General features: G+C 61.5%; 17 protein-coding genes. 5 read left to right on the top strand and 12 right to left on the bottom strand.

The features are described from left to right. Window positions 1-36 precede the first annotated feature (36 nt). Entirely contained in the window at window positions 37-897 is an 861-nt protein-coding gene (locus AC07RO_RS07765) for an energy transducer TonB (protein ID WP_495008073.1), read from the bottom strand. Window positions 898-2,095: 1,198 nt separating this feature from the next. On the opposite strand from AC07RO_RS07765, the gene AC07RO_RS07760 reads away from it, so the two are divergent. Beyond that, entirely contained in the window at window positions 2,096-3,211 is a 1,116-nt protein-coding gene (locus tag AC07RO_RS07760; protein WP_495085723.1) for a DUF2817 domain-containing protein, read from the top strand. 119 nt (window positions 3,212-3,330) lie between these two features. Here AC07RO_RS07760 and AC07RO_RS07755 read toward each other — a convergent pair whose 3' ends face one another. Next, window positions 3,331-4,173 (bottom strand): NAD-dependent protein deacetylase, encoded by an 843-nt coding sequence (locus tag AC07RO_RS07755; RefSeq protein ID WP_346629848.1) that lies wholly within the window; start codon window positions 4,171-4,173, stop codon window positions 3,331-3,333. 235 nt (window positions 4,174-4,408) lie between these two features. Beyond that, entirely contained in the window at window positions 4,409-5,233 is an 825-nt protein-coding gene (locus AC07RO_RS07750; RefSeq protein ID WP_442969470.1) for an HDOD domain-containing protein, read from the bottom strand. Between the two features lie 280 nt (window positions 5,234-5,513). Between AC07RO_RS07750 and AC07RO_RS07745 the strand changes: the two genes are divergently transcribed. Both AC07RO_RS07745 and AC07RO_RS07740 read left to right on the top strand, forming a co-directional pair. Further along, entirely contained in the window at window positions 5,514-6,533 is a 1,020-nt protein-coding gene (locus AC07RO_RS07745; RefSeq protein ID WP_192172026.1) for a branched-chain amino acid aminotransferase, read from the top strand. A gap of 227 nt (window positions 6,534-6,760) precedes the next feature. Next, complete coding sequence (locus AC07RO_RS07740) at window positions 6,761-8,002, top strand: serine hydrolase domain-containing protein (protein ID WP_495085722.1); 1,242 nt, start codon at window positions 6,761-6,763, stop codon at window positions 8,000-8,002. 148 nt (window positions 8,003-8,150) lie between these two features. On the opposite strand, the gene AC07RO_RS07735 is transcribed toward AC07RO_RS07740, so the two are convergent. The 5 genes from AC07RO_RS07735 to AC07RO_RS07715 form a co-directional block, all read right to left on the bottom strand. Next, window positions 8,151-9,077, bottom strand: coding sequence for a LysR family transcriptional regulator (locus tag AC07RO_RS07735; protein WP_495085721.1), 927 nt, complete (start codon window positions 9,075-9,077; stop codon window positions 8,151-8,153). 59 nt (window positions 9,078-9,136) lie between these two features. Beyond that, complete coding sequence (locus AC07RO_RS07730; protein ID WP_423574379.1) at window positions 9,137-10,066, bottom strand: AEC family transporter; 930 nt, start codon at window positions 10,064-10,066, stop codon at window positions 9,137-9,139. A gap of 168 nt (window positions 10,067-10,234) precedes the next feature. Continuing rightward, window positions 10,235-10,555 (bottom strand): RcnB family protein, encoded by a 321-nt coding sequence (locus tag AC07RO_RS07725; protein WP_282371509.1) that lies wholly within the window; start codon window positions 10,553-10,555, stop codon window positions 10,235-10,237. 82 nt (window positions 10,556-10,637) lie between these two features. Continuing rightward, a complete protein-coding gene (locus tag AC07RO_RS07720; RefSeq protein WP_192172021.1) occupies window positions 10,638-10,946 on the bottom strand; it encodes an RcnB family protein in 309 nt (102 codons plus the stop codon). Between the two features lie 119 nt (window positions 10,947-11,065). Beyond that, entirely contained in the window at window positions 11,066-11,923 is an 858-nt protein-coding gene (locus AC07RO_RS07715; RefSeq protein WP_495085720.1) for an SDR family oxidoreductase, read from the bottom strand. Window positions 11,924-12,007: 84 nt separating this feature from the next. On the opposite strand from AC07RO_RS07715, the gene AC07RO_RS07710 reads away from it, so the two are divergent. Continuing rightward, complete coding sequence (locus AC07RO_RS07710) at window positions 12,008-12,421, top strand: winged helix-turn-helix transcriptional regulator (protein WP_495085719.1); 414 nt, start codon at window positions 12,008-12,010, stop codon at window positions 12,419-12,421. A 116-nt stretch (window positions 12,422-12,537) separates the two neighbouring features. Here the strand turns inward: AC07RO_RS07710 and AC07RO_RS07705 are convergent, their stop codons facing one another. Then, a complete protein-coding gene (locus tag AC07RO_RS07705; protein WP_192172018.1) occupies window positions 12,538-13,722 on the bottom strand; it encodes an MFS transporter in 1,185 nt (394 codons plus the stop codon). Between the two features lie 106 nt (window positions 13,723-13,828). Here AC07RO_RS07705 and AC07RO_RS07700 point away from each other — a divergent pair, with 106 nt between their 5' ends. Next, entirely contained in the window at window positions 13,829-14,770 is a 942-nt protein-coding gene (locus tag AC07RO_RS07700) for a LysR family transcriptional regulator (protein WP_282371568.1), read from the top strand. On the opposite strand, the gene AC07RO_RS07695 is transcribed toward AC07RO_RS07700, so the two are convergent. The 3 genes from AC07RO_RS07695 to AC07RO_RS07685 are packed head-to-tail and all read right to left on the bottom strand — an operon-like array spanning window position 14,734 to window position 19,567. Next, window positions 14,734-15,258, bottom strand: a complete 525-nt coding sequence (locus AC07RO_RS07695) for a GNAT family N-acetyltransferase (protein WP_495085718.1) — start codon at window positions 15,256-15,258, stop codon at window positions 14,734-14,736. The two genes, AC07RO_RS07700 and AC07RO_RS07695, sit on opposite strands and share 37 nt — an antisense overlap. Further along, a complete protein-coding gene (locus AC07RO_RS07690) occupies window positions 15,255-18,932 on the bottom strand; it encodes a transporter substrate-binding domain-containing protein (RefSeq protein ID WP_495085717.1) in 3,678 nt (1,225 codons plus the stop codon). Before AC07RO_RS07690 ends, AC07RO_RS07695 begins: the two co-directional genes overlap by 4 nt. 8 nt (window positions 18,933-18,940) lie before the next feature. After that, window positions 18,941-19,567 (bottom strand): response regulator transcription factor, encoded by a 627-nt coding sequence (locus AC07RO_RS07685; protein ID WP_065991486.1) that lies wholly within the window; start codon window positions 19,565-19,567, stop codon window positions 18,941-18,943. Between the last annotated feature and the right edge of the window lie 288 nt (window positions 19,568-19,855).

Genomic DNA, 19,855 nt, shown 5'->3' with positions numbered 1-19,855 from the left:
CTATATAAAGAGTTGTTGTTGATCGGCTGCCCGGGTTCATTCGGGCAGCTTGAAGTCGATGGTTTGCGTCGCGAAGCCTTCTATCGGGGTGTCACCGCGCTTGGCCGGAATAAACTTCCAGTTGCGCACCGTCTCTACCGCCGCATCGTCCAGCACCTGTTTGCCGCTGGATTTGGTCACCTCGACCGTGCCGGCACGGCCGTTGGGCATCACCTTGATGCGCAGGATCACGCGGCCTTCCATGCCTTTGCGCAGCGCCGCGCCGGGGTATTCCGGTGGCGGGTTGCCCAGGCTGGCGAGCCCGGAAATCGCCGCCGATTCCTTGACCGGTGCCGCCGGGGCCGCGGCAGGCGCTGGCGGCGCGGGGGATGGCGAAGGTGTGGCGGGCGCAGGCGGGCTCGGCGTAGCCGGTGCAGCAGGCGCAGGCGGTGTCGGCTTTTTCACCGGTTCGGGTTTCTTCACCGGCTTGGGCTTCTCGACCTTCGGTTTTTCCACCGGCTTCTCGACAGGCTTCTCCACCGGTTTCGGCGGCGGCTTGACCGCGTCGGGGTCCTCGACCGGTTGCTCCGGTTCAGGGGGCGGCGGGGGCGGTGGCGGCGGTTCAGGTGGAGGCGGCGGTGGCGGCGGCTCCGGGGTCGGCGGTGTCGGGCTGGTCAATTCCACGGTCATCTCGGGCACTTGCGGCGCAACTTCCGGGACGTCGGCTTTTGCAGTCTGCATATACCACCAGATAGCGCCGTGAATAAGGACCGAGGCGGCAATCAATATCAACACGTGCGTCCGGCTTAGTTCACCCGGACGCGATGTGTTTTCCTTGAAAGGAATACGCGGCCAAGCCATGGACAGTGCGTCCGGCGCCGGGTCAGGTATGGCTTTCGTTTTTACCGCGTCATTCATTAAAGCTCCCTCGGGTGGTTGAAGGGCAATAAGGGTCCGTTCAAACAAGTCACCCTGTTTGAAGTTGACGTCCGTGCTTTCGCAAAGCACGAGGTTTGGGGAGCAGGTCGTTGAAGAACCACTCTTGTAACTGCCGTTGCAGCGTGGGCTATGGAGACGACATTGCAGTTCCCTGATTTCTTGTTGAGTACGAAGAAGTACGTCTTTATTTCAGAATGACTACGTAACGATCATCGCTATTGCAACCGCTATGCCAGTGCAGGGCTCTAGCCTGCTGTTTCCGGGCTGGGGCGGGGCGATGTCGCATTCCTGTAACTTTTTAGCGAATTTCGTCGAGTCCGGGTCAGTTCGCTCTATAGAGGCAGAGTAAGTTGCCGAACCAAAGGGCGAACCTATCCACTCAGGTTCACCGCGTGTTTGCACGATGACCTGTTCCGATTCAATCAGAAGTGCGCTGCACCAAACGTGATTAAGTGGGTGCAAGTTGGTGCATGAGTGCTTACGTGATCATTGCGATAAGTCCTTAAAGTGTGACTTGTCAGTCATGGCGTGAATGGTGTTTAACAGTGGCGCACACTTCCTGAAAATGATCACTGATCGTTTTTAGTGTGTGTGGATCAACAGCGATCCCTGTTGCGCGTTATTCAAATCGTTATGTGAGCAGGCGCATCTGTGCCGAAAAGAAACAATAAAAAGTGGCCACCGGATCGCTGTAACAGCGACAGCCATTGACGCAAAACAAATGTGGGGCACCGCAGCGAATTGACGCTGGGTTTCAGCCGGAGCGCTGAAGGGAGATGGAGCGGATGGTTGGCTCGCTGACGGAGGCGTGCAGCGGAAAAGGCAAGGCGCGGCGTGGGCGGATCGGGTGTGAAATGCGCATGTCTGGCACGAATCGAATTCCTTATCGACGGACGCCAGACTTCTGGTCGGCGTCCTGCACTGTTTCGGACGGGGTAGTGTCCGGTTCCTGCACACGGGTGCGTGGTGCGCACCGTTTGGCAGCGTAGACTCGCGGCAGCCGGGGCTGGACGCGAAGCGTTTCGTGGTACTGACGTTCCACAAGAGAAACACTAGAAAGAAGTGTGCCAAAACGTGTCCGGTTGTAACATTTCTGACGCAGTGTCCTTTCTGCGCGGCGTTCCGGCTGTCTGTTCCGGGCCCATACGCGCGGTGTCATCGATTCTGGAGCGCATCAATGAGCCACTTTTTCCCAGTTCGTCCGGGTTATCGCCAGCTTCGCGAGCGCTTCATTGCCGCAGCCACGGCGGCTGGCGCGCGGTTGAGTGAATACGTCCACCCGCTGGCGGGCCCTTTTGGCGAGACCTTGGCCACGGACGTTGCCTGGCTGGGCGACCCGGATGCGCGGCGGGTGTTGGTGGCGCTGAGTGGCACCCATGGCGTCGAAGGCTATTACGGTTCCGACTGCCAGAGCCGCTGGCTCGAGGGTTTTGATCCACGCGCGCTGCCCGAGGGCGTTGCGGTCCTGATGATTCACCTGATCAACCCTTGGGGCACGGCGTGGATGCGCCGGGTCAACGAGGACAACCTTGATCAGAACCGCAACTACCTGGACTTTAATCAGCCGCTGCCGGACAACCGCGCCTACGCCGACGTCCACGGGATTTACGCCTGCGAGCAGTTGCGCGGGCCAAAGCGCGATCAGGCCGATGCGTTGTTTCAGGCGTCGATCGAGGCGCGGGGTTGGGCAGGGCTGATGTCGGTGGTGGAGGCGGGGCAGTACGCGTTCCCCGATGGGCTGTTTTTCGGCGGCAGCGGGCCGAGCTGGTCCAATCGCACCCTGCGCAGCATCGTCGGGCAGTACTTGCAGGACGCCGAGTTGGTGACCTGCTTCGACCTGCACACCGGCGCGGGAGATTACGGCCATCCGATGCTGATGAGCATCGTCGAGTCGGCCTACCCCGCGCTGGAGGATGCGAAAGCGTTGTTCGGGCCGTGGCTGTTCACGCTGATCACCGGCGCTAATCGGGTCAGCGAAACCGGTGTCGCGGCGACTTCCACCGGCTACACCTCGCAGATGCTCCTCGACGCCTTGCCGGGCGTGCACCTGATGCCGTTTGTCATCGAGTGCGGCACGTACCCGGGCGCAGAAGTGCATGGGCATTTGCGTGATGATCACTGGCTGCATCTGCACGGCGATCCCCTGGACGAGACCGGTCGACGGATCAAGGACGGGCTGCTGGAGCAGTTTTACCCGGCGGACCCGGACTGGCAGGAAGTGGCGTGGCTGAGGACGCGGCAGGTGTGGGACAGGGCGCTGGTGGCGTTGCCGGGGATTCGCGCAATCAGATGAGGGATCGGGCAAGGTGGGAGCGGACTTGCTCACGATATAGGGTGGGCCATCCGCTAAATCTTCAGCGACTGAAATGCCGTCTTCGTGAGCAAGCTCACTCCCACATGTCGTGCTGCCCGTTAACCCTGTAACAGCCGCTGGGCCAACGCTGGCAACAGCACCTCGCATGACGCTTCGATCTTGAGATCCAGCAGATCATCCGCCCGGGTTTTGCCCAGGTTGATGGCGATCAGCGGTTTGCCCTGATCCTTGATCGCGCGGCACAGGCGGAAGGCGGAGAACGCCATCAGCGACGACCCCACCACCAGCAGTCCCTGGGCTTCTTCCACCCGATGCATGGCCTTGGCCGCCGTGGGTGGCGCCACGTTTTCACCGAAAAACACCACGTCCGGCTTCATTCGCTCGCCGCCGCAGTGGGGACAGTGCGGCACCTGGAAGCGTTCTTCGAAGGCGGGGTCCAGCAAAGTGTCGCCATCCGGCGCCTGCACCGCATCAACGCCCGCCAGATACGGGTTCTGCTCGATCAGGGCCAACTGAATGATGTCGCGTTCGGTGCGGTGGTGGCAGTCCAGGCACAGCACCCAGTGCAGACTGCCGTGCAATTCCACGACGTCATGACTGCCGGCCTGATCGTGCAAGGTATCGACGTTCTGAGTGATCACCCCGCTGATGAGATCGTGTTGCTGCAAGCGGGCAATCGCTTCGTGGGCCGGATTGGGTAGCGCGGCGCGAACCCGGGGCCAGCCGAGCATTGCCCGGGCCCAGTAACGGCGCCGGGCTTCAGGGGCATTGAGGAATTCCTGAAACATCATCGGCTGCCGACCCCGCCGCACGCCCTCGCTGTCGCGGTAATCCGGAATACCGGACGACGTACTGATCCCGGCGCCGGTCAGCACGAGGAACGAGCGGTCGTGCATCCAGTGCAGCAGGGTGTCGACGTGGGTGTCAGGAACATCAGGCATGCACAGGTTCTCAAGAGCGGCTGTGCGCTGATACTAGTGGGACAGGCTTCAGCCGGGAAGGGGCCTCAGTCAGCACCCTCAATTTTGCAGCGTGACGCCTAACGTTTTCCCGGCTGAAGCCAGTCCTACGAGTGACCGTGTTGTGTCAGTGGGACCGAGATCAATTTGTAGGACCGGCTTCAGCCGGGAAGGGGTCGGTTCAGGCGCCATCCATTTCAGACCATGACCGCTTTCCCTAACTCAACAACTCCGCAAACGCTTTGTCGTCCTCCAACACCTTCGGCAGCGCCGCGAACACCGCATCCAGATCAACCCCCTCCAGCAATGGCCCATCCACTTCCTGCTTCGCCTGCGCCGTGGCGCCGCCGTGATTTTCCAAGGCAGCGGAAATGGTCAATGCCTGGGCAACAATCCGTGGCTGAGTCGCGTCCCCCGGTGCCTGCATGGGCCGCGCCTGATAAGCGATGGCGTTCTGGATGACCTCCGGCAATCCCCAGCGTCGGGCCAGTTCCGCGCCGACTTCCGGGTAACCAAAGCCCAATTGCAAGGTTTCAATCGCCGCACGCCCGGTGGTGCCGGTCTTGGTCACGCTGTTTATGCGCTCGGCAACGGCTGGTGCGCCGGTCTGGATCAGCAGCTCGCCGATGTCGTGCATGACCCCACAGGTGAAGGCGATTTCGGCATCGGCGCCGGACTGTTTCGCCAGCAAGCGGCAGATCCCGGCCACTTGAAAGCTCTTCAGCCAGAAGCCCTTCAGGTCAAAACTCGGCCCTGCCTTGAACGCGCCGGTGACTGCGGAGGCCAGCACCAATGTGCGCAGGGTGTTGAACCCCAGGCGCATGGCAGCGTCCTCGATGCTCGACGACTCCCGCGCACCGCGAAAGCGCGCGGAGTTGGCCAGCCGCAGAATTTTCGCCGCGATCACCGGGTCTTTTTCGATGTTGCCGGCAATGCTGCCCAGGTCCGACGACGGGCTGTCGAATTGCTTGATCAGGTCCTGCGCCACCTTGGGAATGCTGGGAAGACTGCTCAAATCGGCGAACAACTGATCGATACCCATGGGTGCTGCTCCTGTCTCAGACGATTTACACACCTTAGGCAACATTGGCGAAACTGCACGCGTCTCTGGGCGGTTTTGCTACAGACGGCACAAACCGGCGCGCACAGGCACGCTAGCGGCGGATCTTTTTCAGCTCATCGGCCGCCGAGGCGGTTTGCAGGGAGAAAAATCAGTAATATGGCGACACACCGGAACGGGTTGCGTCCTGCTCCGGGCCTTATCGATGAAACGCCAGACGCCGGACACTCCCGGCCGAGCTGGCCTGGACATAGAGGGTGTCATGGGTAACGAAAGCATTAACTGGGACAAGCTCGGCTTCGACTACATCAAGACCGACAAACGCTACCTGGCACACTGGCGCGATGGCGAGTGGGACCAAGGCACCCTGACCGAAGACAACGTGCTGCACATCAGCGAAGGCTCGACCGCGCTGCATTACGGCCAGCAATGCTTCGAAGGCCTCAAGGCCTATCGCGCCAAAGACGGCTCGATCAACCTGTTCCGACCCGACCAGAATGCCGCGCGCATGCAGCGCAGCTGTAGCCGCCTGCTGATGCCCCACGTGCCGACCGAGCAGTTCATCGAAGCGTGCAAGCAAGTGGTCCGCGCCAACGAGCGCTTCATCCCGCCGTATGGCACTGGCGGCGCGCTCTACCTGCGTCCGTTCGTGATCGGCGTCGGCGACAACATCGGCGTGCGCGCTGCGCCCGAGTTCATCTTCTCGGTGTTCTGCATCCCGGTGGGCCCGTACTTCAAGGGCGGCATGAAACCCCACAACTTCGTGATCTCCAGCTACGACCGCGCCGCGCCACAAGGCACCGGCGCTGCGAAAGTCGGCGGTAACTATGCCGCGAGCATGATGCCAGGCAGTGAGGCCAAGAAAGCCAACTTCGCCGACGCCATCTACCTCGATCCGCTGACCCACAGCAAGATCGAAGAGGTCGGCTCGGCCAACTTCTTCGGGATTACCCACGACGACGAGTTCATCACGCCGAAATCGCCGTCGGTGCTGCCAGGCATTACTCGCCTGTCATTGCTCGAACTGGCGCAGAGCCGCCTGGGCCTGAAGGTCATCGAAGGCGAGGTGTTCATCGACAAGCTCGACCTGTTCAAGGAAGCCGGCGCGTGCGGCACTGCGGCGGTGATCACTCCGATCGGCGGCATCAGCTACAAAGACAAGCTGCACGTGTTCCACAGCGAAACCGACGTCGGTCCCGTGACCCAGCGCCTGTATAAAGAGCTGACCGGCATTCAGTACGGCGACATCGAGGGCCCGGCGGGCTGGATCGTCAAAGTCTGATTCGACGCGTCCTGCAAGCCTGAAAAACCACCGCCTTCGTGCGGTGGTTTTTTTTGCCTTCGATTCGTTCAGGTGTGCAATCGCAGACGTCAGGGTAGGAAACCACTGAACTGTTCACCCGGTGCAATACCGGTGAGTGGGCTATGGTTCAAGCGCGCACGTTCTTTCAGTCGGACCGGTTTTAGCCGGAACTTCAGCGTCCATCGACGACAAAAAAAGGATACGTCATGCACTTACCCGTCTCCCGTCCCGCCGCTTTCAACCGGCCACTGACCCTGTCCTTCGGCCTGCTCGCCGCCGCGTTTGTTTCCACTGCCTGGGCAGACGACTACCCCCACGCCCAGGAACCCATCGGCACGGTCGAACAGATCTACGACGGCGCCATGCTCCCGGACCTGGCGGTCAGCACCTATCGCAATATCGGCCGGCTGTTTCCCACCCACACCATCCAGGCGGGCGATCATCCCTATGCACTGCCGAAGTCGGAGCGACAACTGCCCAACGTGCGCTTCACCGTCGAGGGCAAAAAGTACGACCTGTACGACTGCGTGGCGCTGGACAGTATTACCGCGATACTGGTGATCAAGGACGGCAAGATCGTCTTCGAGACCTATCAGCGCGGCAACACCGAGAAAACCCGCTGGATGTCGATGTCGATGGCCAAATCCATCACCTCGACCCTGACCGCGGCGGCAATCAAGGATGGCCTGATCAAGGGGCTTGACGCCCAAGTGGTCGATTACGTGCCGGCCCTCAAAGGCAGCGCCTACGAAGGGGTCACCGTGCGCAACGTGCTGATGATGTCCTCGGGGGTGAAGTGGAACGAGACCTACACCGATCCGGCGTCGGATCGGCGGGCGTTGCTCAAGGCGCAGATTTCCCAGCAGCCCCATTCGGCCATGGCGCTGATGGCGAGCCTGCCGCGCGCAGCGGAACCCGGCACGGTGAACAACTACAGTACGGGAGAAACCCAGGTCCTCGGCGAGATTGTGCGGGGCGCGGTGAAGATGCCGCTGGCCGAGTACCTGTCGAAGAAAATCTGGCAGCCGTTCGGCATGGAAAGCGACGCGACCTGGTGGCTGGACTCCCCTGACGGCGTGGAGATCGGCGGCAGCGGCATCAGCGCCACCCTGCGGGATTACGGGCGCTTCGGCCTGTTCTTCATGAACGACGGCAAGATCAACGGCACTTCGATCCTGCCCGATGGCTGGGTCAGGGAGGCGACGCTGCCGACCACCCTCAAGGGCGGCAAGAGTCTGGATTACGGTTATATGTGGTGGACGGCCTGGACCGCACCCTCTGTGAAGGACGGCGCCTATTCCGCAGTCGGCATCCAGGGACAGAACATTTACGTTAACCCGGCCAACAATGTGGTGATCGTCACCTTCGGCGCGCAGCCCAAGCCGGTGGACAAAGAGCCCATCGACCCGATGGCCTTCTTCGATGCGGTGGTCGCGGCGTTGAAGTGATGGCAGGCAGGAGAGACTCAACCGGTCCGCTGGATCAACGCGATCCCTGTGGGACCGGCTTTAGCCGGGAAGAGGCCTGTGCAAACGACATCATTTTTGCGGAGTCTTCGCCGATGCGTTCCCGGCTAAAGCCGGTCCTACCAGCCTGTTAACGCCGCCCCCGCGAGCCCTTCGACATCACCCCATATTCCCCCAGCAATTGCTCCAGCCAATCCATGAACACCCGGCACCGCTGGGGCAGATGGCGGCGATGGGCGTAGAGCAGCGACACCGGCATCGCCGTTGGCCGGTACTCGGGGAGGATTTCGATCAAGGCGCCGCGTTGCTGCTGGTAAGCGTCAGCCAGGCGCGGAATCTGGATGATCCCGAGCCCGCCGACACACGCCGCCTCGTAGGCTTCGATGTTGTTCACCGTCACACTGCAGGGCATCGACACATGGAAATCCTTGCCCTCGCGGCAATACTCGAATAACGATTCGGCAGCGCCGAAAGCCGGTGCGTAGTTGATGAGCCGATGCTGCTGCAGCTCTTCCAGATTCTGCGGAATACCAAAACGCTCGGCATAGCCTTGGCTCACGCAGTTGATCATCCCGAACAGGCCGACGTTGCGCGCGATCAGCGGCGTATCCGGCAGCGCGCCAATGCGCAGCACGCAATCAAAGCCCTCGCGAATCAGATCGACGCGCCGGTCGGTGCTGCTGATTTCAAGCTCGATCAGCGGGTGCCGCTCAAGGAATTCACCCAGCCGTGGCATCACTAGGCGCCGGGCAATGGCGGTGGGCATGTCCACCCGCAGCCGCCCGCTGAGCGCCGAGTTGTCCTGGCGGAACAGGCCTTCCAGCTCGTCCATCTGACTGAGCACATCCTTGCTGCGCTCATACAGCGCCTGGCCATCGGGGGTCACCTGCACCTTGCGCGTGGTGCGCAGGAGCAGTCGTGCGCCGAGCAGTTCTTCGAGGCTGCGCACATGCTCCGACACCGTCGAGCGCGGCAGGCCCAAGGCGTCCCCGGCGTGGGTGAAGCTCGACAGCTCGGCGACCCTGACGAAGGTTTTCAGCAAATCCAGCTTGTTCATTTTGACGCACCCATCTAGTGCCTGAATGTATGCCCGAGCTCATCCCCGACGTCAGCCCGTCAACCGTTGATGTAATAGATGCACAGCGACAGCGTCACCAGCGAGCCCAGCGTCGAGATCAGAATCGTGCTCGACACCACCGACGCCTCGCGCTTGTAGTACTCGGCCAGCATGAACGGCCCGGTGCCGGTGGGCAGAGCGCTCAACAGCAGGGCAGAGTTGGCCCACAGCGGCGGCAGGTGAAAGACCCGAAAGGCCAGAAACCAGGTCAGCAGCGGGTGAGCAATCAGCTTGATCAGCACCAGCAGCGTCGTGCCCTCACGGGGGCCTTGCTGTTTCTGAGCGAGAAACAGGCCCAGGGAAATCAGCGCGCAGGGCGTCGTCGCGGCACCCAGCAGGCTGAGGAATTTATCCAGCGCGCCCGGCAATGCCATGCCGGTCGACGCCCAGCAGGCGCCCAGTATCGGCGAGACCACCAGCGGGTTTTTCGCCAGTGCCAGCAGCACTTTGAGCACGATGCGGTGCACCCGGGCCTCGCTTTGCAACCCGATTTCGATGCACACCAGAGCGATGCCGAACACCACGCAGACCACCAGCAACGAGGCGATGAGCGCCGGCTCCAGGCCGTCCTGCCCCAGCACCATGACGCACAGCGGAATGCCGATGTAGCCGGTGTTGGCGTAGGAGGCGCTGAGGGCGTCGATGCTGGCATCGGCGAAATGGCCGGCCTTCCGGCGCCGCAGCAGCAGGGTAATGACGAACATCGCCATAGTCGACAGGGTGAAGGTCAGCACGAAACCCGGGTGCCAGATCTGCGCCCAGGTGGCGTGGGCAGTGGCGGTGAACAGCAGTGCCGGCAAACACAGCCAGACCACCATTCGGTTGATTTCAGAGGCGGCGGTCGGTCCGAGGCGGTTGGTGCGGCGACAGAGGTAGCCCACCAGGATGAGGGCGAAGATGGGCAACAAGACATTCAAGACGGAAGACATCGAACCCGGGCCTATGGCGCAACAAACAAGAGCCGCAGAGTAGAGGGCGCAATCGTTAGGGTGCAACCTTTCTTGTCAGCCGTGGCAAGAGGGGGCGAGTGTTTGGATGAGGGGGAAGGCAAAGCGGTGCCCGAGGGATGTCGGGCACGGTGGGCGTTACGTCGGCAATTACTTTTTCAGCGGTTTGAGATTGCCCGGCGCGATATCAAGCACTTTGCCGTCTTCCATGTTGATGAGCGCATATTTATCGCTGATCAGCACCCACTGCGTGCCTTCCTTGGGCGCGGTCAGGCCCTTGCCTTGCCAGTCCTTGACGCCGACGCGCTCGTCTTTGTACAGGTCATGGGTGGTGTCGCCGACCTTGTACTGTTCATTGGTGTGTTCCGCCTGCACGCTTTTGGTTGCAGGGGTTTGCGCCATCGCCGCGAAGCTGGTGCCGCTCAGACAAGTGACCACTGCCGCGCAAGCCATCAGTTTTTTGATGTTCATGGGAATTCCTTTGGTCGTCCGTATAGGTTCTTTCACCTGGTGCGCGCCACATGGACCCGACGCGCTGGGTCAGTGCCCCGACTTATTTTTCGATCGGGACAATCTTGGTGATCTGGCCGTTGGTGGTCTGCACTTCGACGTATTTGTCGTGGATGCGCGTCCACTGGCTCATTTTGGCCGGTTCTTCCAGACCCTTGGCTTTCCAGTCCTTGATCGCGGCGTCCGGACGCTGGAATTCCTGCGGCGAACGGCTGCCGACTTCGAGCTCCCGCATATTGTCTCGGGAAGGTTGAATGGTCGGCTCCGTTGCGTTGGCGGCCTGGACCGTGAAACTTGCAACGGAAACGCTACCCAGAATCGCCAGACCGGCAATGAGCGATTTGCTGTTCATTCGAAACTCCTTGGCCAGCGCGTGGTGCGCTGTCATTGGTTTCGACCCTGGGGGGCGCAAATCATTCAGTGCCCGTGCTGGCGCGCCGCCCGCGTGCAACTGCGAGGCGGCAGCGAAGGTTACCGGTGCAGCGCTTCGGCAATGCTGGCCGACAGCGGAGCGGCCGGCCGGCCAATCAGGCGGCTCAACTGGCGACTGTCGTCGAGCAGCGCACCCTTGGCCGCAGCGGCATCGGAGTTGGCGAGCAACTCGGCGACGAATTCCGGCAGCCCGGCGTGCAGCAACGCAGCCTTGTAATCGGCCTCGGGAAGATCGGTGTAGACGACAGGCTTGCCGGATTGCTGCGCGATTTGAGCGGCAAATTCCTTCAGCGTGTAGGACTCGTCGCCGGCCAGCTCGTAGACCTTGCCCGCCTGATCCTCAGTGGATGTCAGTACGACGGCCGCTGCCGCTGCGTAGTCTGCCCGGGCGGCGGAGCTGATCCGGCCTTCACCCGCGCTGCCGTAATGGGCGCCGTTCTCCACCGCGTGGGCAACGCCGGCCGTATAGTTTTCGTGGTACCAGCCATTGCGCAGCACCACCGCCGGAACGCCTGATTGCGCCAGGGCCGCCTCGGTCTGCTTGTGTTCTTCTGCCAGGCCCAGCGCCGAGGTATCGGCGTGGAGCACGCTGGTGTAACCCAGCAGTTTCACGCCCGCGCGTTTGGCCGCGTCGATCACCGCCTGATGCTGAGCGACCCGCTGGCCTACTTCACTGGACGAGATCAGCAGGACTTTCTCGGCGCCTGCAAAGGCCTGGTCCAGAGTGGTCGGCTGCGCGTAATCGGCCTGGCGAACCTGCACGCCCCTGGCGGCGAGGTCAGCCACTTTTCCCGGATCACGGGCCGCTGCGACGATCTGCGAGGCAGGCACGGTTTCGAGCAGTTGAGCGATGACGAGGCGGCCCAGCTGACCTGATGCACCGGTGATGACGATCATGATGATTCCCGAACGAAGTTGATTGAGCGATCAGCATAGTCACCGTGCTAACCTTTCGTAAGTACGTACGAAAAGGTAAGTGTCATGAACGATATTGCTTCGCCCTCTGTAGGCTCCGTCTCACTGCTCGAGCGTATTCGTACCGGAGAGGTGCTGGCCCGGGACTGCCCGTCGCGGGAAATCCTCAATCATGTGTGCAGCCGCTGGGGCGTGCTGGTGCTGGTGGTGTTGCTGGACGGCATGCACCGGTTCAGTGAAATGCGGCGCAAGATCGGCGGCGTCAGCGAAAAGATGCTGTCGCAGACGCTGCAGTGCCTGGAACAGGATGGGTTTGTCGACCGCACAGCGCTGCCGGTGGTGCCGCCCCACGTCGAATACCGTTTGACGGCGATGGGCGAGGAGGTCGCCCTGCAGATGGACGGGCTGACCACCTGGATCGAAGACAACCTGCCGCGGATTCTGGCGGCGCGGGAAGGGAAAGCGTCGTCACCTGAGTGACCGGTTCTTCTCATTGGCAGATTCGGGATGCCGCGCTCAAAAAGCGGCATCCCGATGCTGCGTGTTCTGCCTGGCAAGACAGCAACCCAACATCGCTTCACTGCCAGACCAAGTCCTTAACGCTTACGCATCATCAACAGCGCAACCACAATCGCCAGGGCGGCGATCCCGGTCGCGATCCAGCCCAGCGACCCCAGTCCGAAGTGGCCGATACCCAGCCCGCCAAAAATCGCACCCAAGCCAATGCCCGCGTTGGCCGCCGAAATGTTCATGGTCGCCGCCAGTGCCTGAGCCTTGGCACCGGCCTGCATCACGCGCACCTGGCACACCGGAAACAGCGCGGTGTACGCAACGCCCCATAAGACCAGCGCGGCGATCAGCCAGATATGGTCCGTGGCCAATGGAATGGCGGCGGCCATGCCGATACTCAGAATCACCAGGAACAGCACCATCGCGCCCAGCGGGCTGCGATCGACCAACTTTCCGCCCCATTGGTTGCCGATCATGCCGACCGCGCCGAAGCCCATCAGCCACCAGCCGACCTGATTGGTCGGAACGCCGGCCAGGGTCTGGAGGATATCGGCCAGATAGGTGTAAGCCGTGAACATCGCGGTGAACGCGAGCACCGACAGCAACACGTGGGCGAGGAAGCGTGGCTGTTTCAGGATGTCGGTCTGCTTCTCGCCGTGCTTGGCAGGGGAGGAAGGCAAGGTCGGCATGCACAGTTGCATCAGGATGGCGATCACCAGCGAGATGACGGCCAGGACCCAGAAGCTGCCGCGCCAGCCGAGGGTGTCGGCGGCGACGGTCCCCAACGGCACACCGAACACCAGGGCGGCGGAAATGCCCAGGTAGACCCGCGACACCGCCTGACCCGATTTGCCGGGTGCTGCCAGTTGCCCGGCAGTTTCGCTGGCGGTGCCCCAGAACACAGGCAGGCCCAGCGCCGGAATGAAGCGCGCGAGGGCCATGACCCAGATATTGGTGGACAGCGCCGCCAGCACGTTGGAAGCGGCGAACACCAGCAGGATGATGGTGAAGAGTTTCTTGCGCTCGACACTCGCCAGTTTTGCCGTGAGGAACGGCCCGCACAACATCACGGTAAAGGCGAACAGTGTCACCACCTGGCCAGCCACGGCGATCGATACGCCCAGGTCCTTGGCCATGGCCGGAAGCAGGCCGACGATGAGGAATTCAGTGGTGACGATGATGAATGCAGCGATCGCCATGATCAGGATTTGTATCCCTGATCGGGACGAGGCATCCGGCGCAGAGGCCGTTGCGGAATGTGAAGGTTGCATAGAAGAAGCTCCAATGGACGTTGCCATAGCCTATTGGAGATGTGAGTTCTCATCCGCGACATAAATGACTTACTATCGCGAACTCAGTTCAGCAATGGTAATCGCCGTGTTCTCATCCGAGCGTCTCAAGGGCATTGATGTATTTGTGGCCGTGGCCGATTTCGGCAGCTTCGCCAACGCCGCATTGAAGCTGAACCTGACGGCATCGGCGGTCAGCAAAAGCATCGCCCGCCTGGAGCAGCGATTGGGCCAGCGCTTGTTCAATCGCACCACGCGCCGCCTGGCCCTCACCGAAGCCGGCGTGAAGTTCTACGCCACCTGCAGCGGCGTGCTGGCTGACCTCGAAGAAGCCGAGCTGGCCCTCGCATCGGAGCGGCATGAGCCCCATGGCCGGGTGCGGATCGATTTGCCGGCCTCCTACGGACGTCTCCATGTGTTGCCGCTGATCCTCAACTTCGTCAGGGAATACCCACTGCTGCAGCCACACATTTCGTTCTCCGACCGGTTCATCGACCCGGTGCATGAAGGCATCGATATTGTGGTCAGAATCGGCGGGCGCGATGCATGGGCGGCGGGGTTGGGGCATCGTTTCATCGGCGCTCAACGACTGGTGTTCTGCGCCGCGCCGAGTTACATCGCCGAGCACGGTCGGCCCGAGACGGACGCCGATCTTGAGCATCATCATTGCATCGCCTACGGCCAGTCCGACGGGCAGGTCGGGCCCTGGTATTTTCGCGGGCGCGTGCCGGGGGATCAGGAGCGGCGCGTCATTCATCCGCGGATTGCCGTCGGCGACGGGGAGGGCGAAGTATCGGCCACGCTGGCCGGGCATGGCATCGCGCAATTGCCAACCTGGCTGGTGCAAACCCACCTCAACGAAGGACGGCTGGTTGAAGTGCTGCCGGAGCTTGCCACCGATGGACTGCCGATGAATCTGGTCTGGCTGAAAACCCGAGAGGCGCTGCCGAAAGTGAGCATTCTGCTGAAATACCTGAGCGAGCACCTGGCGCCCTACGGCAGCGTCGATTCTGCTACCGGGCCGGTCTGAACGGGGCACACATCGGCGGGCAATAAATCCTTGCCCATGGTCATTTCACAGACAGCCATCCCCGACGTTTCGTACAGCCTCCGCGCCCCATGGTTGTCAGCAAATACGTTGAGCTCCAGACGCCGTATACCGCGCTCGATGGCCCACGCTTCGACGGCGCTCAGTGCCTGCCGGCTCAGGCCCTGACGTCGGAAGGCCTGATGAATTTCCAGGTCGTAGATGAACAGCCTGGCCGGCAACGGCGGGTCCTCCACGACGCCTACCCACAGGCTGCCCACCTCAACGCCTTCGTCGATGCATAGGCAGTAGAACCAATGCCCCTCGGTGTCCAGACCCTCCGCCAACAGGTCGTTGAAGTCAGCGCTGGCGCTTTTGAAGGCCAGCGCTTCAGGCAGTCCGTAGGTGCGCGCGATATCCCGGGCATACCCGGCGACCGAGCGGGCAGCAAATGCCTGAAAATCAGCGGCGGTCATCGGCATCAGCATCATGTCTGCGGCCCCGCCTGGGGCACGAGCGCTTTCCCGCGATAAGCCACCAACGCCTGCTCCAGCGCGCCCATCGCCTCATAAAGGGCTGACTGCCGCTCGCCGATAGTGGCGGCCGGCGCTTCGGCCTCGCAGGCCGCTTCCAGCGCTTCGCAGCCCTCGATGACAGCCGTCGCGGAAATGATGTTCGCGGCGCCGCGCACCTTGTGGCCGATGTCTTTCAGCTGCTCCGGGTGCGTGGTCGCGTTCAGCTCGGCACGGTCCTGATGAATGCTGGCGATGAGTTGAGCGAGCAACCGCTCGTTCATGTCGGCCCTGCCGCCGGTCAGCGCTTCGATGGCGTGCGGGTCGAACACCGCCTGGGGCGGCTGAACGGGCACGGCGGGCAGCATGCCCGGCGCAGACGAGGCTCGCAGCGGCATGACCTTGCTCAAGCGGTCGTTCAGCGCGGTCAGGCTGATGGGTTTGAACAGGCAATCATCCATGCCGGCATCACGGCAGCGTTGCTTTTCCTCCGGCTGCGCATTGGCGGTGTAGCCCAGCACGGTGCAGCGCGGACGTGCCTCGGTTTGCTCCAGCTGGCGGATGGCCCGCGTCAGGTCGTAGCCGTTCATGACCGGCATGTTGCAATCGGCGATCACCAGATCGAAACGCTCTGCACGCCAGCGCTCCAGGGCTTCGGCGCCCTGGAGCGCCATGTCGCAACGGTGCCCGAGAAAGCACAGTTGCTCGAACAGCAGCAGGCGGTTGGCCGGGTGATCGTCGACGATCAGAATGTGCAGCTGGCCCGAGGCGTGGGGCGCCGCCTCGCGGGCAATGCTTTTCGCATCGAGCGGCTCCAGGGTAGTGAATTCGAAGGTCATCTCGATTCGCGTGCCATCCCCGGGACGGCTGCTCAGCGTCAGGTTTCCGCCCATCATTTCGCACAGACTGCGACAGATCACCAGACCCAGCCCTACGCCAGTGCGCGCCAGCTGCCCTGATTGATCGACCTGGGCGAAGGGCGCAAACAGCCGCTGCTGGTCCTGCTCGGTGATCCCGATGCCGCTGTCGTGAATCACCACCTGCACGCGCATTTGCTGCGGGCTGCGGCCGGCTTCGGTCTGTAGGCTGATCTTGACCTGACCCATTTCGGTGAATTTGATGGCATTGCTGATGAGATTGGAAAGGATCTGCTTGAAACGCAGCGGGTCGATCAGCACGTCCGTGTTGGTTCGCGCGTCCAGATCCAGGGCCAGCGTGAGGCTTTTTTGCCGGGCCAGACCGTCGAACACCCGCACCACGGATTCGACCAGTTGGCGCAGATTGGCGCGCTCGGGGCTCAGGCTCAATCGGCCGGACTCGATGCGCGCGATGTCGAGAATATCGCCGATCAGCTCCAGCAAATCCTTCGCCGAGCTGTAGGCCACTTCAATGGCCGGGCGGTCCAGATGTCCATGGTCGGCACGCTTCAGGGCCAGCTCGAGCATGCCGATGACCGCGTTCATGGGCGTGCGGATCTCATGGCTCATGGTCGCCAGAAAGGTGCTTTTGGCGCGGTTGGCATCGTCCGCCAGCTCCTTGGCCGTCTGCAGCTGCTCGATCAATTGCCGCCGTTCGCTGATGTCGATCCAGCCGCCAATGATGCCTTGCACTTTGCCGAGGGAATCGCGGAACGGCAGGATCCAGTGGTAGATCGTCAGCTCGCGGCCGCCAATGTGCAGCGAGCGATCCAGAATCAGAGGCTCGTTTTCGGCCATGACACGCTTGTAATCCTCGACGTAGCCCAAGGCCTCTTCAGTGTCGCTCAATATGCCGTCCAGAATGCTTTCGCCGATCACCTCCTCGCGCCGCGCGGCGAAGGCGGCGAGGTAGCTTTCATTGCACATTTGCAGCAGGCCATCGCGGTCGCGGACGTAGATGGGATGAGGCGTGCCATTGACCAGCGCGCTCATGAATTCGAACTGGTCGTTGAGCGCCCGCTCGGCTCGCTCGCGCTGTTTGATCTGCCGGCGCATCCAGGCATTCCAGGCCAGCGAGCCCAGCAGCAGCAGGCTGGCGCCGCCGATGATTTGATAGATCAACAGCTCATAGTCGTGCCACGCGCCGCTGCTTGGCGGGGTATAGGTGCGCCAGCGATTGTTGATCGCGGCCAGGTCTTCCGGGGCGATGCTCGACAGCGCCTTGTCGAGAATCGAGGTCAGCTCGGTGGCATTGCGGGACGTGGCCATGGCAATGCGCGCCGGTTCCTGCCCGACCGTCACGCGCATCTGCAGCGTGTCGTTCAACGCCCGGGAGGACAGAAAATAACTGGCGCTGAACAGCGACGTGATGGCGCCCTCTGCCCGGCCGTGGGCGAGCATGTCCAGGGCTTGGGCCGGGTTGTCGACCTCCACCGGATAAATGCCCGGGTGGTGGTCGCGCAGGAAGGGCAGGATCGGGCTGCTGAGGGCCAGCGCCACCCGCTTGCCGTCCAGTTGATCGAGATTGGAGGGCGCCGAGGTTTCCTTGCGCGTGACCAGCACGAACACGTTGTCCATGTAGGGGCGGCTGAAATTGAAGCGGTTCTGGCGCTCTTCGCTGGGGATCATCGCGCCGATCAGGTCGGCCTGGCCCTGGCTCAACTGATTGGTCATGTCGTTCATGCTGGCGGCATGGCTGACTTTAAAGGTGAGCCCGGTGCGCAGGCGGATGAGTTCGAGTAAATCGGCGGTGACGCCGCTGAAATTGCCGGCCGCATCAAAGAACGTCAGCGGCGCGTAGGCTTCGTTGAACACCACGCGAACGATCGGGTGCTGGGCGATCCAGCGTTCTTCCCGTTGATTGAGCTGCAGCTTCTGGTCGGTCAGCATCAGGTCGCTGCCGGCGCCCCAGCGTTTGGAAATGGCGATGCGCTCTTCCACCGGAATGCCCTTGAGCACCCGATTGACGATGTCCAGCAGTACCGGGTTGGACGCCTCCACCGCGAAGCTGAAACCGTTTGCCTCGTGCTTGCCGAAATTGGCCATCTGCACGTTGTTCAGATAGCCCTTGTTGATCACGTAGTGAGTGGAAATCGTGTCCCCCAGAAACACGTCGGCCTGGTTGAAGGCCACGGCGTTGATCGCACTCTGGAAGGAGGGGAAGGTCTGCAGGCGCGCCTTGGGATACAGCGAGGCGATTTCCTCCGGCGGCAGGTAGTGATAAACCATGCTCAGGCGCAAACCGTTGAGGTCGCCGCTCAAGGGCCGGGTTTCTCCGGCGCGGGTCACCAGCACGGGCTGATCAACGGCGTAGGGCGTGGACAGCACGATCCCGCGCGACGCCGCCTCATAGCCGTTGGCGCTGCCCAGCAGGTCGATTTCGCCTTTGCTCAGCGCCTGCACCGCCTCGTCGCGGCTGGCGAAACGCAGGACTTTGACCGGCAGGTCGAGTACGCGCCCGAGAATGCCGACGTAATCAGCGGTAAAGCCTTCGTAGTCGTGCCCGGTCAGGGTCATGTCGAAAGGCGGGTAGTCCGGCGCGGAGGTGCCGACCACCAGTTCGCGCTTGTTGCGCACCCATTGCCACTGGGCGCGCTCCAGCGTCACGTCCATGTGCGCAGGGTTGGAGCGGCTGAGCAGCGTGTAGCGTTCCGGTGCCAGGGGATCTGCCTGGGTATCGAAGCCCACGCAGACCATCACGGCTGCTATCCAATAGTCCTTTAACGCCTTTGGCATCCTGTCTCTCACACTAGCGAATTGCGTTTTGCCATCTCGATAAGTTCTACCAGAGTCTTGGCCTTGAGTTTTTGCATCAATCGGGTTTTGTAAGTGCTGACCGTTTTGTTGCTGAGGAACATGCCTTTGGCGATTTCCTTGTTTGTCCGCCCCTGGGCAAACAGTTGCAACACCATCAGTTCACGGTCATTGACGAGTTTGAAGCGCTCAAGCTCGTTGGGGTCACCCTCTTTTTTGATCGACGCGGCAAGGGCCTGACTGGGAAAGTAATTGTAGCCGGATAATACCGCTTTTACCGAGCTGACAAGTTCGCTGAGGTCTTCCTGCTTGCACACATAACCCGAGGCCCCCGACTGCATGCATCGGATGGCGAACAGGCTCGGCGCCTGAGCGGTGAGTACGAGAATCTTCGAGGGCAGGTTCATGGCGTTGAAGCGGGCGAGGACTTCGAGCCCGTCCAGCTTGGGGATGCTGATGTCGAGGATGATCAGGTCGGGCATGCATTCACGGACCATCTGCATGGCGTCGACGCCGTTGTCGGTCTCTCCGACCACCTCGTAATTTTCGTTTTCCAGAAGCATACGTATGGCCATGCGTATGACCGGGTGGTCGTCGATAATAAAAATTGAGTTCATGATGAATCCATAACGGGTGGCAAGAAAGCGCGCACCTTATCTCAGATGTTCAAGGCGCACATAAGGAGATCATGCCCGAAGCGCTATATAGGAATGTTCCTACAGAAATAAGCGTATGTGCGTACATGGATGCACGCAGCGGTCATGAATGTTTAATACGTAACTGCAGTTACCCTTGAATTAAATGCATTTAAACGCGGGTGTTTATTTCCAATCGGAATAACCCTACACATTCGCGAAACTGTGCCTACATTTTTAAATACGTCGCTTGCCGGATATCAACGGCAC

Source organism: Pseudomonas sp. GW821-FHT07F05, assembly GCF_059418765.1.
Note: the sequence above shows the minus strand (reverse complement) of the source record. Positions and strands in the feature narration are given on the sequence as shown.

Coding starts and splice junctions, on each gene's coding strand:
- AC07RO_RS07765 (WP_495008073.1), bottom strand. CDS start 897: ATGAATGACGCGGTAAAAACGAAAGCCATACCTGACCCGGCGCCGGAC.
- AC07RO_RS07760 (WP_495085723.1), top strand. CDS start 2,096: ATGAGCCACTTTTTCCCAGTTCGTCCGGGTTATCGCCAGCTTCGCGAG.
- AC07RO_RS07755 (WP_346629848.1), bottom strand. CDS start 4,173: ATGCCTGATGTTCCTGACACCCACGTCGACACCCTGCTGCACTGGATG.
- AC07RO_RS07750 (WP_442969470.1), bottom strand. CDS start 5,233: ATGGGTATCGATCAGTTGTTCGCCGATTTGAGCAGTCTTCCCAGCATT.
- AC07RO_RS07745 (WP_192172026.1), top strand. CDS start 5,514: ATGGGTAACGAAAGCATTAACTGGGACAAGCTCGGCTTCGACTACATC.
- AC07RO_RS07740 (WP_495085722.1), top strand. CDS start 6,761: ATGCACTTACCCGTCTCCCGTCCCGCCGCTTTCAACCGGCCACTGACC.
- AC07RO_RS07735 (WP_495085721.1), bottom strand. CDS start 9,077: ATGAACAAGCTGGATTTGCTGAAAACCTTCGTCAGGGTCGCCGAGCTG.
- AC07RO_RS07730 (WP_423574379.1), bottom strand. CDS start 10,066: ATGTCTTCCGTCTTGAATGTCTTGTTGCCCATCTTCGCCCTCATCCTG.
- AC07RO_RS07725 (WP_282371509.1), bottom strand. CDS start 10,555: ATGAACATCAAAAAACTGATGGCTTGCGCGGCAGTGGTCACTTGTCTG.
- AC07RO_RS07720 (WP_192172021.1), bottom strand. CDS start 10,946: ATGAACAGCAAATCGCTCATTGCCGGTCTGGCGATTCTGGGTAGCGTT.
- AC07RO_RS07715 (WP_495085720.1), bottom strand. CDS start 11,923: ATGATCGTCATCACCGGTGCATCAGGTCAGCTGGGCCGCCTCGTCATC.
- AC07RO_RS07710 (WP_495085719.1), top strand. CDS start 12,008: ATGAACGATATTGCTTCGCCCTCTGTAGGCTCCGTCTCACTGCTCGAG.
- AC07RO_RS07705 (WP_192172018.1), bottom strand. CDS start 13,722: ATGCAACCTTCACATTCCGCAACGGCCTCTGCGCCGGATGCCTCGTCC.
- AC07RO_RS07695 (WP_495085718.1), bottom strand. CDS start 15,258: ATGATGCTGATGCCGATGACCGCCGCTGATTTTCAGGCATTTGCTGCC.
- AC07RO_RS07690 (WP_495085717.1), bottom strand. CDS start 18,932: ATGCCAAAGGCGTTAAAGGACTATTGGATAGCAGCCGTGATGGTCTGC.
- AC07RO_RS07685 (WP_065991486.1), bottom strand. CDS start 19,567: ATGAACTCAATTTTTATTATCGACGACCACCCGGTCATACGCATGGCC.